Source organism: Plantibacter sp. CFBP 8798 (assembly GCF_014841195.1).
GTDB classification, from domain to species: domain Bacteria; phylum Actinomycetota; class Actinomycetes; order Actinomycetales; family Microbacteriaceae; genus Plantibacter; species Plantibacter auratus.
Window position 1 is genome coordinate 76,015 of record NZ_JACYTS010000003.1, and the last position, 14,825, is coordinate 90,839.

Sequence of the window (14,825 nt, forward strand, 5' to 3'; positions counted from 1 at the left end):
GGAGTGACCGACGCTCGCGACGAGCGGCACGACCGTCACGATCGGGTCGGGCTCACTCGCCGGCGGTGTCGAATCCGCAGGTCTGGATGGTCCAGGCGATGAACGCCTGATAGTTCGGGTCGGTCGCGGCGCTCTGCACGGCCTGCGACTCGGTGAACCTCGGGTCGAGCCCGACGTCGGAGACGAGGCTGTCGGCCGGGAACTCGGCGAGGATCGCGGCGGTCTCCTCAGCGGCGGTCGCGAACACCTCGGCGCCGGCTGCGACCTCGGCGCTCACGTCGTCCAGCGGCAGGAGGTCGCGGATCGTCGTGACCTGCGCCTGCACGGCCTCGAGGTCCTCGCCGACGGTGCCCGACTTCGCGGTCGCCGCCGCGCGGTTGGCCGCGCAGAACGCCGTGTAGTCGACGGGCCCGTCCGCGACGTCGGCGGTCGCAGTAGCGGTGGGGGTCGACGACGGCGCCGTGGAGTCGCGGTCCCCGCTGGACGGTGCAGAGCATCCGGCGAGGAGGCCGGCGACGAGGAGGGCGGAGCCCCAGACGAAGGCGAGTCGGCTGCGGTGCGGTGCGGTCATGAACGAGGTCCCCTTCATCGGTCTGCGAGTCGGCGCCATCCATGTTGCCGCACCCGCGCGCGGTCCGGAAGGTCCGCGGCGCGGTCCGGAGCGTGATCTCGTATCGTTGATCGACGTGAGTACCTCCCTTCCCACGACGTTCCCGCTGTCCACCGACCGACTCGTCCTCCGCCTGCACGAACCGTCGGACGTCTCCTGGTTGCTCACGGTCTACTCGCGCCCGGACGTCGCCACCTACCTCCTCGACGAGCCGTGGACGGAGGAGGTCGCACGGACGAAGAGCGCCGAGCGGCTGCAGCGCACCGGCCTGGACAGCCCGGCGCGTGCGCTCGCACTCATCGTCGAGCACGAGGGTGCGCCGGTGGGCGAGGTCCTGCTCTGGTACACCGACCATGAGCGGGGCGTCGCCGAGATCGGCTGGGTCCTCGACCCGGCGCACGGCGGCAAGGGGTTCGCGAGCGAGGCCGTCGGTGCCGTACTCGACCTCGCGTTCAGCACCCCGGGGATGCACCGCGTCGCTGCACAGCTGGACGGACGGAACACGGCGTCGGCGCGACTCGCGGAGCGGGTCGGCATGCGGCACGAGGCCCACCTCCGGCAGAACTGGTGGAGCAAGGGCGAATGGACCGACACGGTCGTCTTCGGTCTGTTGGCGAGCGACCGCGGCTGAGGCTGATGGCCTGACGACTCAGTGGCGCTCCGGGTCGATGATCAGCAGCGGGTCGTCGACCGCCAGACGCTCCAGCACCTCGTCCGTCGTCGACCGCTTCGCTTCCTCGACATCGGTGTCGGTCAGCGCGACGGCCTGCCAGAAGGCGACCCGGCCGTTCGGCGTCTCGATCGGCACGACTTTCGGGTCAAGCCTCACCGCGAGGGTCGTGAGGGTGCCGTCGGGATCGTCGGTCACGCCGTCGGCGAGCCGGATCCGGTCCCCGAGCCACAACTCCTGCGGCCCACTGCGCACATACTGCGCGAGGACGATCAGCGCGCGGTACGGCCACTGGGGCGGCGTCTCGTCGGCCGGAGACCGGCGCACGCGCATCGTGAGCTCGTACCCGAAACCGCTGGTCGTCGGATCGTCGGAGTCCTTGCCCCACAGCTCGGTGAGCCCGTAGGTGACGTAGAACCAGTGGTCGGGGCCCGGCAGCGCCGAACACCCCTGCAGAGCGGACCCGAAGTGCAGTCCAGGCGAGTAGGCGACATGGAACTCGCGGGCACCCGGATAGTGCTGCGACACCGCCTGCGTGACGGCGTCCCATCCCCGCTCGTCGAGGTCGTCGAGGTCGGCAGCCTTGGCGGGCTCCGGCTCGCTCGCGGCGGGTGACATCGGTGGCTGCTGGGATTTGCGTCGGAAGAAGCCCATGCGACGAGTGTAGGCATCGGTCGCTCGGACGCGGCCACGGAGGCGGACGCGTCCAGCACATAGGCCGTCGGATGAGGGCGGATCAAGGGAGCCGCCATCGATCACGGCGGCGATACAGTGAACTGGCCCGACACCGGGCGGGACACCTGGGAGGCCCGATGCCACGCTGGATCGAAGGCACGGAGCACCACCCCCGGTTCGGCCTCTTGAGCCGGAGTCAGGGTCCGCTGGCGCTGGGCGTGGGGATCGTCACGGCGATCGTCGGCACCACCAGTCCGGCCGTCCTCCGGGTCACCGAGCTCCAACTGGCTTGGGCCGTCATGGGACTCGCGCTCGTCGCGACACTCGTGCTTCCGTGGGAGCGGATCGCGCGCCCGTGGGCGCTCACCCTCGTCAGCGCCGACCTCGCCGTCGTGGGACTCGTGAACCATGCGGTGTCCCCCGTCCTCGGCGCATCGATCGTGCTACTCGCCTTCCCGGTGCTCTGGCTGTCCTACAGCTTCGGGCGCCTCGGCGTCGTCCTCGCTCTCGTGGGGAGCGTGCTCGTCATCTGGCTGCCCAGCCTGCTGTACGGCGAGGCTCCCGAGAGCGCGCGGGACCGGAGCGAACTCGTCGCGCTCACCCTCCTGCTGGTGCTGGTCATCCTCGCCGTCGGCCTGCAGTCGCAGCGGTTCGAACGAGCCCAGGCAAGCGTGCGGGCCGAGGGCGAGGCGAAGGTCGAAGCTTTGGAGCGGCAGAACAGGCTGGCCGTGATGCTCCGCACCGTCGCCGACGAGGTGAACGTCGGGCTGGTCTTCTTCGACGAGCACGGAGACCAGATCCTCAACAACCGGCTCGCTGTGGAACTCGCGGCGCTGGCCGGCTACGACGCGTCGACCGGGGGCGCCCGTTTCATCTGGGCGGCGGACGGCGTCACCCCGCTGGCGACGGAGGACCAACCGGTCGTGCGGGTTCTCGATGGACAGGACGTCCGCGACTTCTTCTACTGGGTGGGGCCTCCCGGCAAGCAACGAGCCCTCGTCGCGAACGGCCGACCGGTCAGTGGCGCGGACGGCGAACCGAACGGAGCGCTCCTGGTCGGACAGGACGTGACCGAGCTCACCGAAGCCGTCCGGATGCGCACCGAGTCGCTCACGAGCCTCAGCCACGAACTCCGGACACCGCTCACGAGCATCCTCGGGTACCTCGACATGCTCGAGGACGACGCGGACGTCGCGCCCCGGGTGCAGGCCCAGCTCACCGTCATCCGCCGGAGCGCCGATCATCTCGGGCGTCTGGCTGAACAGTTCCTCGAAGCGAGTGCACCCCACCTGGAGATCACCGACGAACCCGTCGACCTCAGCGCCATCGTCCTGGAGGCGGCCGACGAGCGACGACGACTCGGCCTGCCCGACGGCGTGGAGCTGCGCACGGCTGTCGTGCCGACGCCGCAGCTCGTCGGCGATCGAGCACGCCTCCGCGAGTTGCTCTCGATCATGCTCGACAACGCGGTGACCTACACCCGTGCCGGCGAGATCTTCCTGAGCGTGCGCTCGGACGGCGTGGATGCGATCATCCGCGTCACCGACACGGGCATCGGCATCCCGACGGACGAACTCACCCGGGTCTTCGAACGGTTCCACCGAGCCGGGAACGTGCGCGAGGAGACGATCCGCGGCTCGGGCCTCGGACTCACCATCGCCAGATCCATCGCGCAGGCACACCGCGGCACGATCGAGGCGTTCGCCACCGGAGACCCCGGGACGACCTTCATCGTCCGCTTGCCGCTGGCCCGTCGGAAGCGCACGGTCGGCTGACGACACCGACGAGGCGATCGGCACGGCGGCGCAGTGCGCGTCGACGAACCGTCGGAGGCCATCGACCGTTCCCGGGGCTGTCCTGACGTGACCGTGCGAGCGATACCCATCGAGCCTCGACGGCGAAGGGCGTGAGAGGACTAGAGTGCTGGCGAAACGGGTAGGCGCGACGATGCGGAGGACCGATGAATTCCGAGACCTTCGTCCTGCTCGCCGTATCCGTGCTGGTTGCCGGGTCGTGTGCGCTGTTGTTCGTCGTCGACAGCCGTCAGTCGCTGTCCGGAAGGTACATCAACCTCTGGCTCACCGCCTCCATGCTCGCCGTCCTGTGCACCGCTTCCTACCTCGCCGCGACGGGGCTGGGGCATCCACCCTTGGTCGTGGCGGTGGGGAACGGCGCGATGGTCGGGGCTGTCGGGTTCGTCTGGCTGGGCTGCCAGGCGTTCAACGGCCGACGGATCCAGTTCTGGCTGGTCGTCACGGTCGTGCTGATCGTCATGATCCTGACGTTCTTGCCCGAGTCCCGAGGTCCGAACTGGGCGGGGGTCGTCCCGAAACTCCTGAGCCTGAGCCTCTTCGCCGTGCTGACCGCAGTCGAATCGCGGAGGGGTCTCTTCGGGTCGTTCCGGGTGAGTTGGGCGATGACCATCGTGCACGCACTTCACGCGTCATACAGCGGTGCGCGCGCCGTCGTCTTCGGTCTCCAGGGCCCCCGTGGCGATGTGTTCGAGCGGTACTTCAACACCGAGATCACAACGGTGATCAACCTGGTGTTCGTCGTCGTCACCACGTTGGTCCTGGTGTTCCTGCGAATCGAAGAGCTCTCCAGCCGGCGGGCGAGCGGAGGACCCGGTTGCTTCACGACGGTCCGTCGGCTCTGGGCGCTCCATCGTGACCACCCGGGTTCTGTGGTCCACTCCATCGAGATCGTCGATCTCACCGTGGTCAAAGACGCCTACGGCGTGGCGCACGCGAACGACCTCGTCAGCCGGCTGATCGACAGTGTCGTCCAGTCGAGTCCGGGTGCCCAGGCCGTTGCCAGCACCCGCCGAGGCACCGTCCTGCTCCTGCTGCCTGACGAGCACGGCAGCGTGGAGGCGAAGGTCGACGCCGCGATCGAGGACGCCTACTGGAAGCAGTCGGTTGCGCTTGTCGACGGATACGCGAGCACCCTGCGGATCACGACGCTCTGAGCGGCACCGCAGCAGTCGACCGGACGGGGACCGGTCAGTGTCGGCACCGGCGCCCGGGCCGAGCGATGCTCACCACCAGAAGGGCGCTTGCGTCACATAGGGGGATTCGAGCCTCGCGACCTCGTCGTCCGTCAACTGCACGTCCAGCGCGGCGGCGGCATCCGTGAGGTGGGCCGGTTTGGTGGCACCGATGATGGGAGCTGCGACCGTCGGGTTCCGCAGGACCCAGGCCAGTGCGACCTGCGCCATCGGGATTCCTCGCTCGACGGCGATCGCCTCGACGGCGTCGATGATCGGGCCGTCGGCGTCTGTGTCGAACGCCTTCGCCACCTCGTCGATGTTCGAGCGATCCGTGGCTGCGCCGCGCGGCCGGGCGAGTCGTCCTTTGCCGTTCGGCGAGTACGGCGTGAGACCGACGCCGGTGTCCGCGCACATCGGGATCATCTCCCGTTCCTCTTCGCGTTTCAGCAGGTTGTACTGGTTCTCCATCGCGACGAAGGACGTCAGCCCGTTGACCGCTGCGGCCGTTTGCAGCTTCGCAAACTGCCAGGCGTACATGGAGGAGGCGCCGAGGTAGCGCACCTTCCCCGCGCGGACGATGTCGTCGAGCGCTCGCATCGTCTCCTCGACCGGCGTCTCCTCATCGAAACGGTGGACGTAGTACACGTCGATGTGGTCGGTCCCGAGTCGTCGCAACGACGCGTCGACCTGTTCGAGGATGGCCATTCGGGAGAGTCCCGAACCCCCGGGCCCGTCATGCATCCTCCCCGAGACCTTCGTCGCGAGGACGATGTCCTCACGGCGACTGAACCGCTTGATCGCGCGTCCGACGTACTCCTCGCCGCTGCCCTGCTGGTAGACGTTCGCAGTTTCCCAGAACGTGATCCCCAGCTCGACCGCCTGCCGGAAGAACGGCGCGGACGCCGCTTCGTCCAGGGTCCAACGGTGGAGTCCGCGGTTCGGATCGCCGTAGGTCATGCAACCGAGTGCGAGGCGACTGACGCGGAGTCCGGTCGCTCCGAGGCGGGTGTACTCCATGCTTGGTGCTCCTTGCTTCAGTGGTGGGGCGAGGGGTGTTCGAAGGTGGCCGCCCAGCTGGCGAGGAGCTTGAGTGACTCCTCGCTCGGCGAGCCGGGTTCGGCACTGTAGATCAGGAAGCTCAGGCCGGGCTGGTCCATCGGCTCCATCGCCTCGTAGATCATGCGGAGCTCGCCGACGACCGGGTGATGGAACACCTTCTCGCCGGACGTGTGATGGCGGACGTTGTGCGCGCCCCAACGGACGCGGAACTCCTCGCTGCGCGTGGACAGCTCACCCACCAGGTCCTGCAGGGCCCGATCGTGCGGGTTGCGCCCCGCCTCGGTGCGGAGGATGGCGACGTTGATGTCGGCCGAGGTCGACCAGCTCGGATAGAACGCCTCCGCGAGGTCGCGGTGCAGGAACACGAACCGAGCCAGGTTCACCGGGCGCTCCGGGAGCGCGTAGAGGTCGGCGTACAGCGCGCGGAAGAGCGCGTTCTCGGCGAGGACGTCCATCCGACCGTTCCGGACGAACGCCGGGCCTGCGGTGATGGAGTCGAGGGCGAGTTGCATACCGGGCCGCACGCCGGCCGGCGCAGACCGTCGGCGGGCCCGGATCGGCGATTCGTTCGCCGCACGAGCGAGGTCCATGAGGTGGGAGCGCTCCGCGTCGTCCAACCGCAGTGCGGTGCCGATCGCGTCGAGGACCGCCTCCGACACCCCCGAGAGGTTCCCGCGCTCGAGACGCGAGTAATACTCGACGCTCACTCCGGCGAGCATCGCGACCTCGGTGCGACGCAGCCCAGGCACGCGTCGATTCGTTCCGCCAGGCAGCTCCACCTGCTCTGGCGTGAGTCGGTCCCGACGGGTCGTCAGGAACTCGCGCACCTCGTCTCGATTGTCCATGCCGACAACGATATGACGCGGCCTCCGGCGCTGGGGTGTTCCCGCAGGACACCCATCCTCGACCTCGTGGAAGCCGTCCGGGCAGGCGCGCAGCGTCGCACGTGCTCGCGCCGCCGTGAGACGTGCCCTGGCGGAGTATCCCTGCTTCGTCGCCGGTGGTGTGTGATCGAGGGATGCAGATCGACCACGGGAACGCGGCAGCACACCGCGTGTCATCACCGGCCCCGGACGACGACCTCGCCGACCGTGGAGGCCGGAAGCCGCGACAACGCCTGACGCTGCTGCTGGCTGCGCTCGGGTTCTTCCTGATCACCCTCGACATCCTCATCGTCACCATCGCGCTCACCAGCGTCGCGCGAGACCTCGGTGGAACGACGGCATCGCTGCAGTGGGTGATCGACGCCTACACGGTGCTGTTCGCGGCCCTCCTGCTCCTCGCCGGCAACCTCTCGGAGCGGTTCGGCGCGAAACGGGCGTTCGGCGTCGGCATCACCGTCTTCCTTGTCACGTCGATCGCGTGTGCGGTGGCCCCGTCGATCGGTGTCCTCATCGCCGCTCGAGCCCTGCAGGGCGCCGGTGCGGCGTTGATGCTGCCGGCGTCCATGGCGCTCATCCGTGAGGCGTTCCCCGGTGGGCGCGAGCGCGCTCGCGCGCTGGGCATCTGGGCGGTCGGCGGCGCGGTCGCCACCGCGCTCGGGCCGGTCCTCGGCGGCGCGTTGACGACCATCGACTGGCGGCTGGTGTTCGGGATCAACCTGCCCGTCTGCATCATGATGCTCCTGCTGCTCAGGACGGTCGCATCATCCCCGTCACGGCCCGAGCCGTTCGACTGGGCCGGACAGTTCGTCTGGCTCATCGCGTCGACGGCGCTGGTGTTCGGACTCATCGAGGGCGGGTCGGACGGGTTCGCCAGTCCCGTCGTGGTCGCCAGCCTCGGCGTCGCGCTGGTCGGCATCGTCGGGTTCCTCGTCATCCAGGCCAGGAGCGCGCACCCGATGATGCCTTTGGACCTGTTCCGATCGAGCGGTATGCGCCTCGCCCTCGCCGTCGGATTCGCGTTCATGGTGAGCAACTTCGGGACGGTGTTCGTCCTGAGTCTGTTCCTGCAGCAGCAGCTCGGACTGCCGCCGCTGCTCGCGGGCCTGGTGTTCCTCCCGTCGGCCCTCTTCGCCGTCGTCGGCAACATCGTCAGTGGCACCGTCGCCAACCGGTTCGGGGTGCGCGTCCCGATCGTGGCGGGGTTGCTCCTCATGGTGGTCGGGCTCGTCGGCACCGTCGCCACTGCGCACCTGGGGTCGCCGATCTGGGTGGGTGTCTTCGCGTGCTTCACCGCCGCGGGAGGTTCCGTGGCGATGCCCCCGGTGACCTCCGTGGTCCTCGCGAGCGTCCCGGCATCGCGCGCCGGCACCGCGAGTGCGGTCTTCAACACCTTCCGTCAACTCGGCGGTGCGGTCGCCATCGCAGTCTTCGGGGCGCTCCTCACCGGCTCGACGGGATTCATCGCCGGGCTGCAACTCAGCCTCGTCATCGCCGCGGCGCTCATCCTCCTCACCGCGATCGCGAGCGTGTTCATCAGGCCGGCGGACGGGTCGTCATGACGCCGCAGTCGACCAGACGGGATCAGTCAGGGCCGTCACCGGCGCCCGGCGTGCGGCCGGGGTCGATGCCCAGCCGCTCCTCGCCCCGCTCCACGTCGGCGAACCGCTGGTCCTTGACGACGAGCAGCACCTTCTTGGGCACCGTCTTCAGCCAGATCCTGCCGCCGTTCGCCAGTTCCCAGTACGGGTCTCCGCCCTGGGATCCGGCGGGCTGACCAAGGTGCCCGCTCAGCGACGACTGCAGCTCCTGAGCGGCACTCCGCAGCGCGCCGGGGTCGTCGCTCTTGTCGGAGACCGCGATCACGACCTGGGAGATCGCTTCATCTGCGACGAGCGAACGAACGGTCGGCAGGTTCACGTGATACCCGGAACGGTGCTGCACACCGCTCGACGTCTCCAGTTTGAGCTGCCACCCGAGACGCTCCGCGAGCGCCGTGAAGTCGTCGCGACCCAGCGGCCACGACACCGACGTGAAGGCCTCGCAGACGGCATCGATCTGTGCGTCCGTGGTTCTGGCGAGTGCACCCATCCGGTCATCCTACGGCTGTCTCCGCACAGGATTCGGCGGCGGACGAGGAGCCTCCCGAAAACCAGAACAGCCGCTGACCTGGATGTTCCAGGGCAACGGCCGGGTGATGCTGGTGGAGCCGCCCAAGGGAATCGAACCCTTGACCTTCTCATTACGAGTGAGGGCGATGGGGTCCGTGGCGATCCGCGGTGGTCCTCTGATCAGGGAATTTCCACGCCACGGTTCGTTGAAGTTTGCCACACCGGTCCCGCGTTGCTGTCATCTGTACTTCGCGAATGAGAACGCCGTCGCCACCCTGCTCCCCTGCGCTCGTCGGGTGGAACATTGCCCCCTGCCGTCATCAATCCGGCTCCCGGGCGAAACCCACCCTCTGCGGTTTCGAGCAGCTCGGGTTTCGACAACGAGTTCTGCGCACCCGACACAAGCGGAATCTCGCCACATCGCCGGACCGACTGGCGGGTGGTCAGAAACGATCGTTTCCGGCGGCCGCCTGTTTCCCGACAATTTGGCTCGATGTTGACGGATAGTCAGCACAAACGGGTGGCCCAAGCAGATGCACTTGGGGGCCTGTCGAGTATGAGCCGGGCGACGCTCTACTGAAACTAGACCACCATCGCCAGTAGCACCCGGTTCCCTAACTTCTCGGGCAGCTCGACACGCGGAATCCGGAGACACCCGCGCGCAGTCCATTGACACCGCAACCAGCTCGTCCTCGGAGCGCCTATTCTTCGTCGGAATCGAATCCAAGGTCACGCCAACGTCGGAACGGGGGCCATTCCGGCTCATGAGGTGTGACAGCTCTCCAGGCTTGAATGACGCCCGCGGTCACAAGACTGATCTCATCCGCCAACCGATGGACGTCCTGAACCGTCATTGGTTGGTCTTCGAGACTTCGCCTCTGGCGATCCCGCGAGACCCAGAAGATTCGACCGACGTTCGAGTCCCCCCACAGTCGGGGCAGCGGCTTCTCGGCGTATCGAGCCTTGCTCCAGGTGCCGTGGATGACCCTGTTTCGTGCGTTGCGCAATTCGCTTGCCCGACCGAGATACCCGCGTAAGGCTTCATGAAAGTCAGCGGAGTACCGGTCCTTCTGAGGATCTGCTGTCTCATCGAGAAGGACGCGGCACATCTGGATGAGCCACTCAGTGCTCTGTCCGGCCACGAACACCCAGGTTTCGACATTGCCAGTCAGGTGTTCGGCTAGCTCGCTTAGCATTGCATCGAGAAGAGCACTGGCGTGAGCGACCCGCCCTATGGCCCCGTAGAGCTCATCGGGAAGTGTCGAGTTCCATACGATCGCATCCGGTTCCATGAAGGGAGGGTAGCGGGATCCATCGCCGCCATGCGCGCTGGTCACTCCTACTGTCGCCTACGTGCCCCCTCACCGCAGGCGACAGGCGCTCGAATGGGTGAGGAACGACAGTGTGCAGCCGCCACCGCCACCAGCAAGGTCCTCAGCAGCTCGCGATCGTCCGCGGCTGCGAAGACGGTCACCGATAGCGCTCTTGCACAGAAGGACAAGAGCAAAGAGCAAGAAACTAAGCCGGCCGTCTACGCTGCGGGTATGAGCACCGAAGAACGCTTCGACGAGATCTACGTCGGCGGAGTCCACCTGTCCGACGTCATCAAGGGCGATGTGCCTGACGTCCAGCAGCAGCTGATGAACGCGATCGCGAACGGCGAGGAGTGGGTGAACATCAGCGTCGGCCCCGACGTGCGGTACGTGGTGCGCATCACCCCGAGCACAGACATCGTCGTCCGCTACCGCGACATCTGAGGCCCGGTCGCAAAGGCAGTGACCGCGAACCCGACGCAACGTGGCTCAACCAGAGTTTACGAGCGAGCGCGGCCCCGTGTGACTAGCGCCGGCGACCAGAACCGACCTAATTCTTGGGAGAAGATACTCCGGAAGGGCCAGCCGGAGGCTTGCCGGAAGAAGGCGTGGGCGATCCAGCACCGCTACCTGTAACAGATCGAGGGCGCGCTCCCTCATTCGCACGATGCGGCCGGCTACCCTTCGAAACGGGATCTGAGCCTTGCTTGTCATTCTTGGGCATCGTTTGTTCCTCACTCCTCAGCGTCGTGCAGCCATTCAACTAGATAGGCGTCGGTAACAGCCACCCACACGCCCGCCCCACTCGGAACCGGGCCCTCGAATTCCCCCCGCTTACTCATGACATATTGCTTCTCTATGAAGATGTCTCGTGGCTCGGGGTAGGTACTGAAATACGAGTCGTTGCCGAACCGGCCGCCGACCCACGTCTCGTCATCCAGACGGACCCGCACCCAGGTCGCGTCCGTCGTCGTCGTGGCCAAGTCCCATGCGGTAGGAGTGCCCTCGTAGCGCGAGTCTGTCAGTCTCGCGCGCAAACTCCGAGCCGCCCTGTGAAGAGGTCTGAGTATCTTTCCGTCGCCGTAAATCACCCACGATGAGATCGCGGGTATGACAATTCCCATTGCGATGAACAGCCAGGCAGCACCTGCGACATCGCCAGGAGTGATGGTTGCCTCAGACTGCAGACGCTGCAGGACGGAAGGTCCGAGAATCGCCGTGTAGATGGAGTCAAAGATCACGCTGACGACGAACGCGAAAAAGAGACGACCGCCCACGGTTCGGTCAACGTCTCGGAACCCTCGAAACTGCGACCGAACGAGGATGAAGATGACACCAGGAACAATCAAAGCCAGGTAGGAGAGGATGCCGAAGCCGTCTGTAGGCAAGGTCATTAGCTGCCACCTTTTCTGTCGTTCATTCCGACAGGATAACGATCAACGCAGGGCCAGAACATGGCCAATGGCACCGCCGTAGAAGGCTGCAAGCTCGACGTCCGCGCAGTGCAGTTCAACGCCCTCGCGCTCATCGGCCTGTTGTCATCCGTCGCCCCGGACGGAACACGAATCGGTCAGATTCAGTGCCGCAGCGGAGAGAGCTGGCCGCACCTGACCGAAATCGAGGACTTCTTCAACCACGTCCACATTGACTTCGCCTACACCGGTCAACCACTCAACATCACCAGCTGAGCGGAGACACCAGACGACTGAACCTTGCTCGAGCTGCGGCTTTTCGGCGCCAGTGTCCGCTGCGGCAACCCACCGGGGGTGTTCCTGCTGATGACGTCGCCTCTGGTGTGCTCCATGCACGTGTTCCGCAACCGACCGCCGACAGTCCGATCAATCGGGTGACTCTTGGCGTTATAGACGGCGCGGTGGTTACGAAGGAGCAGCTCAAGTGCCAAATCGCGCCCGCCAACAGCTCCCCGTGCTCCCCGATCGGTAGGGACAGCAAGCGAGCACCTTCTCTGGATGCTCGAGCAGCTCCACGCAGGCCACGGCAGCCTGGCACTCCTGGTCGGTGAGCAATGCAGGGCGCAGGCGCATCAATGGTAGGGACGTCCCTGCTGGCCGTTTCTGCTGCCGACTGACATAGTCAAGATTGTGACCGTAGCCAAAAAAGTAGTCCTGTTCAATCACAAGGGCGGCGTCAGCAAGACCACGACGACTTTCAACCTGGGTTGGAAGCTTGCCGAACAAGGTAAGACCGTCGTGATGGTAGATGCTGACCCCCAGTGCAACTTGACGGGGATGGTCTTGGGGTACAAGCAGGCTTCTGAGCTGGAGGACTTCTACCGCCTGCAGGGTGCGTCTGCAGCCACCATCCGCTCAGGACTCATGCCGGCCTTCGAAGCACTCCCGAAGTCAATCGATCCCGTCGATCTGGTGCCGATTGAAGCCCGGCCTGGTCTACATCTGCTCGCAGGCGATCTGAGACTGTCGGAATACGAAAACACCCTGGGGATCGCGCAGGAACTGAGTAGCGCCATACAAGCGCTCAAAAACTTGCCCGGGAGCTTGAACTACCTGATCGACGTAACAGCCGAGACAGTGGATGCTGACGTGGTCCTGATTGATGTGAGCCCCGGGCTGGGGCCCGTGAATCAGAACTTGGTTTCGACTGCCGATTACGCCATTATTCCGTCTGCTCCCGACTTCTTCTCAGTAATGGCTGTTGACTCACTCTCTCGTGTCCTCCCCAAGTGGATCAACTGGGCGCGCGACGCTGCTTCCCTGCCAGTGCTGCAGGAGGCCTCATACCCCTTCCCGGCACCGAACCTTCGGATCCTAGGCACTATCATCCAGAAGTTCCGCCCCAGAGCGGGCCAGCCTGCTGCGTCCTTCCAGGCCTGGATAGACGAGCTGAACGAAGCAGTCGAGACCAAGCTCGTCCCCCCGCTGGAGAGGGAGGGGCTCCTGCTGCCGTGGGAGATGTACGAGCAGTTCGACGTCAGTCGGAACCTCTCGCTCGCGCAGATTGCGGAGTTCAACAGCCTCATCGCGAAGTCTCAGGAGTCGCTGACACCTATCTACGCGCTTTCAACAGAACAGCTCGGTGGAAAGGGCGCTGTTCGCGAGAACTGGGAGGATTCCAGGGACAGCTTCAATGAACAGTTTGAGGCACTCGCGACTCGGATAACGGGACTGATGCAGCTCGACGACAGCGCCGACAGTGCCGGCTAGCGAGCTGGCGGCCTTCGAGACGAACCTACAACGCGCGCTTGATCTGTCGGCAACCGCTGGATCGCTCCGCAACATGGTCACACCGGCAGTCGACTTGTCTGACCTCTACCGCGCTGCCTACATGCAGGGTGTCAGCGCATTCGACCACTTCATTCATGAGGAGGTTCGCGTCAGAATGCTGGAGTGGCACGGCCGTCCACAATCGACTTGGCCAGCCGGATTCGCGACCTTCAAAATTCCCATCTCGAGCACCCACCAGGCTGGCCGGTCCGTGCCTGACGCTGCCGTACGATTCGAAGCGGAGATCCGCTCCCAGCACGGCCATTTGTCCTTCCAACACCCCGACAAGGTCGCCGCGGCTTGCCGACTAGTGAGCAACACAGAGATCTGGCAAACGATCGCCACGGATCTCGGAACCAAGAAGCAGGGCAAACTTTCGCCAAGTCAGGTGGCGAAAAAGGACTGGGGCCTGATCATCGACCGCCGGAATCTCATCGTTCATGAGGCGGATCTAGATCCGACGCCCCCGCGCAGTCGACGGTATCCAATCGATAAAGAAATGACTGACGAAGCTCTCCAGAAGATCGGCCTAGTGACCCGTCTCATCGCAGCTTCTCTTTGACATTCCCTCTCGTAGTGCTCGCGGCGGCGTTGATCCATCTCGCCGGTCTGTGGCCTCGGTGGCCTGGTAGCCGTGGTGACGTCTTCTACCTATTCCTCATCCTGGTGGAGGCTGCGGCCGCGATGCTCATCCTGGTGTTCGTTCTCCAGACGAGAAAACGGTCGGCTCAAGGGTTTCCCCGCCTGTGGACAACTCGCCTGACATCTAGCCGATAATATACCTTATTTCATTAGGCCTGTTGAGTTCGTCGCAGCTTAGGCATTCATGTCGATCACACTGACGTTGCGTCGACGTCATGGACACCTCGCTTGCGAACAATGGCTGGGTGCGCGTTGTGGAGCCACCTGGCGCCCTGAGAAGAACGTGATCGAGTGCTAGAGCGCTGCCCAGCAGTACATGTGTTCGCCGCGATCACGAGCGGTTTAAGCAAGGGTGCGCCACTCGTGGAGCATTGACAGCAGCTGAACAGCGTCACCGTTACCCCAAAATTCTGCGGTCACGTCCTGTTCTCCGCCGATGTCGTTTGTCGCTGCGCGAAAGAGCTCGCCGGCTGCCGAGATCCGTGCCGCACCGACAGCCGCCTCGGTTTCCAGGGTTGTCACATTTTGGGACACGTTCGTGGCGTAGGACGTCGCCACCTGGGCGAGCTCGGCGCAATCCTCTCCCGCAACGACGCTCGGGCTCGCGCACCCGGCCGCGAGAGCGAACACGAG

At 65.5% G+C, this 14,825-nt stretch carries 15 protein-coding genes; 8 read left to right on the top strand and 7 right to left on the bottom strand.

Going from position 1 to position 14,825, the window contains the following annotated elements; genetic code table 11:
• Positions 1-52: 52 nt before the first annotated feature.
• A complete protein-coding gene (locus IFU30_RS13075; RefSeq protein WP_192005557.1) occupies positions 53-571 on the bottom strand; it encodes a hypothetical protein in 519 nt (172 codons plus the stop codon).
• A gap of 115 nt (positions 572-686) precedes the next feature.
• Between IFU30_RS13075 and IFU30_RS13080 the strand changes: the two genes are divergently transcribed.
• Positions 687-1,241 (top strand): GNAT family N-acetyltransferase, encoded by a 555-nt coding sequence (locus IFU30_RS13080; protein WP_244175629.1) that lies wholly within the window; start codon positions 687-689, stop codon positions 1,239-1,241.
• Positions 1,242-1,259: 18 nt separating this feature from the next.
• On the opposite strand, the gene IFU30_RS13085 is transcribed toward IFU30_RS13080, so the two are convergent.
• Positions 1,260-1,934, bottom strand: coding sequence for a suppressor of fused domain protein (locus tag IFU30_RS13085; RefSeq protein WP_192005560.1), 675 nt, complete (start codon positions 1,932-1,934; stop codon positions 1,260-1,262).
• A gap of 158 nt (positions 1,935-2,092) precedes the next feature.
• Between IFU30_RS13085 and IFU30_RS13090 the strand changes: the two genes are divergently transcribed.
• The gene (locus IFU30_RS13090) at positions 2,093-3,730 is read left to right on the top strand and encodes an ATP-binding protein (protein WP_192005561.1); all 1,638 of its coding nucleotides are present in this window, start codon (positions 2,093-2,095) and stop codon (positions 3,728-3,730) included.
• Positions 3,731-3,915: 185 nt separating this feature from the next.
• A complete protein-coding gene (locus IFU30_RS13095; RefSeq protein WP_192005563.1) occupies positions 3,916-4,923 on the top strand; it encodes a hypothetical protein in 1,008 nt (335 codons plus the stop codon).
• A gap of 69 nt (positions 4,924-4,992) precedes the next feature.
• Here the strand turns inward: IFU30_RS13095 and IFU30_RS13100 are convergent, their stop codons facing one another.
• Positions 4,993-5,961 (bottom strand): aldo/keto reductase, encoded by a 969-nt coding sequence (locus tag IFU30_RS13100; RefSeq protein ID WP_192005564.1) that lies wholly within the window; start codon positions 5,959-5,961, stop codon positions 4,993-4,995.
• A gap of 17 nt (positions 5,962-5,978) precedes the next feature.
• Positions 5,979-6,848: a helix-turn-helix transcriptional regulator gene (locus IFU30_RS13105; RefSeq protein WP_192005565.1), complete on the bottom strand. Its 870-nt coding sequence runs from the start codon at positions 6,846-6,848 to the stop codon at positions 5,979-5,981.
• A gap of 173 nt (positions 6,849-7,021) precedes the next feature.
• On the opposite strand from IFU30_RS13105, the gene IFU30_RS13110 reads away from it, so the two are divergent.
• A complete protein-coding gene (locus IFU30_RS13110; RefSeq protein ID WP_192005566.1) occupies positions 7,022-8,446 on the top strand; it encodes an MFS transporter in 1,425 nt (474 codons plus the stop codon).
• Between the two features lie 22 nt (positions 8,447-8,468).
• Here IFU30_RS13110 and IFU30_RS13115 read toward each other — a convergent pair whose 3' ends face one another.
• Both IFU30_RS13115 and IFU30_RS13120 read right to left on the bottom strand, forming a co-directional pair.
• Entirely contained in the window at positions 8,469-8,975 is a 507-nt protein-coding gene (locus tag IFU30_RS13115; protein WP_192005567.1) for a DUF6301 family protein, read from the bottom strand.
• Positions 8,976-9,696: 721 nt separating this feature from the next.
• Positions 9,697-10,287, bottom strand: coding sequence for a hypothetical protein (locus tag IFU30_RS13120; RefSeq protein WP_137243528.1), 591 nt, complete (start codon positions 10,285-10,287; stop codon positions 9,697-9,699).
• A 252-nt stretch (positions 10,288-10,539) separates the two neighbouring features.
• Here IFU30_RS13120 and IFU30_RS13125 point away from each other — a divergent pair, with 252 nt between their 5' ends.
• The gene (locus IFU30_RS13125; protein WP_137243529.1) at positions 10,540-10,752 is read left to right on the top strand and encodes a hypothetical protein; all 213 of its coding nucleotides are present in this window, start codon (positions 10,540-10,542) and stop codon (positions 10,750-10,752) included.
• 290 nt (positions 10,753-11,042) lie between these two features.
• Here IFU30_RS13125 and IFU30_RS13130 read toward each other — a convergent pair whose 3' ends face one another.
• Positions 11,043-11,702, bottom strand: coding sequence for a DUF6338 family protein (locus IFU30_RS13130; RefSeq protein ID WP_137243530.1), 660 nt, complete (start codon positions 11,700-11,702; stop codon positions 11,043-11,045).
• 60 nt (positions 11,703-11,762) lie between these two features.
• On the opposite strand from IFU30_RS13130, the gene IFU30_RS13135 reads away from it, so the two are divergent.
• The 3 genes from IFU30_RS13135 to IFU30_RS13145 all read left to right on the top strand — a co-directional run bounded on the left by IFU30_RS13135 (position 11,763) and on the right by IFU30_RS13145 (position 14,112).
• Positions 11,763-11,996, top strand: coding sequence for a hypothetical protein (locus IFU30_RS13135; RefSeq protein WP_137243531.1), 234 nt, complete (start codon positions 11,763-11,765; stop codon positions 11,994-11,996).
• Between the two features lie 414 nt (positions 11,997-12,410).
• Complete coding sequence (locus tag IFU30_RS13140) at positions 12,411-13,490, top strand: ParA family protein (protein WP_137243532.1); 1,080 nt, start codon at positions 12,411-12,413, stop codon at positions 13,488-13,490.
• Positions 13,491-13,563: 73 nt separating this feature from the next.
• Positions 13,564-14,112, top strand: a complete 549-nt coding sequence (locus IFU30_RS13145; RefSeq protein ID WP_192005568.1) for a hypothetical protein — start codon at positions 13,564-13,566, stop codon at positions 14,110-14,112.
• Positions 14,113-14,825 lie beyond the last annotated feature (713 nt).

Bases quoted from the DNA above. Each gene is read 5' to 3' on its own strand.
- IFU30_RS13145 (WP_192005568.1), top strand. From the start codon at position 13,564: ATGGTCACACCGGCAGTCGACTTGTCTGACCTCTACCGCGCTGCCTAC.
- IFU30_RS13100 (WP_192005564.1), bottom strand. From the start codon at position 5,961: ATGGAGTACACCCGCCTCGGAGCGACCGGACTCCGCGTCAGTCGCCTC.
- IFU30_RS13110 (WP_192005566.1), top strand. From the start codon at position 7,022: ATGCAGATCGACCACGGGAACGCGGCAGCACACCGCGTGTCATCACCG.
- IFU30_RS13125 (WP_137243529.1), top strand. From the start codon at position 10,540: ATGAGCACCGAAGAACGCTTCGACGAGATCTACGTCGGCGGAGTCCAC.
- IFU30_RS13130 (WP_137243530.1), bottom strand. From the start codon at position 11,702: ATGACCTTGCCTACAGACGGCTTCGGCATCCTCTCCTACCTGGCTTTG.
- IFU30_RS13075 (WP_192005557.1), bottom strand. From the start codon at position 571: ATGACCGCACCGCACCGCAGCCGACTCGCCTTCGTCTGGGGCTCCGCC.
- IFU30_RS13120 (WP_137243528.1), bottom strand. From the start codon at position 10,287: ATGGAACCGGATGCGATCGTATGGAACTCGACACTTCCCGATGAGCTC.
- IFU30_RS13095 (WP_192005563.1), top strand. From the start codon at position 3,916: ATGAATTCCGAGACCTTCGTCCTGCTCGCCGTATCCGTGCTGGTTGCC.
- IFU30_RS13115 (WP_192005567.1), bottom strand. From the start codon at position 8,975: ATGGGTGCACTCGCCAGAACCACGGACGCACAGATCGATGCCGTCTGC.
- IFU30_RS13085 (WP_192005560.1), bottom strand. From the start codon at position 1,934: ATGGGCTTCTTCCGACGCAAATCCCAGCAGCCACCGATGTCACCCGCC.
- IFU30_RS13105 (WP_192005565.1), bottom strand. From the start codon at position 6,848: ATGGACAATCGAGACGAGGTGCGCGAGTTCCTGACGACCCGTCGGGAC.
- IFU30_RS13090 (WP_192005561.1), top strand. From the start codon at position 2,093: ATGCCACGCTGGATCGAAGGCACGGAGCACCACCCCCGGTTCGGCCTC.
- IFU30_RS13135 (WP_137243531.1), top strand. From the start codon at position 11,763: ATGGCCAATGGCACCGCCGTAGAAGGCTGCAAGCTCGACGTCCGCGCA.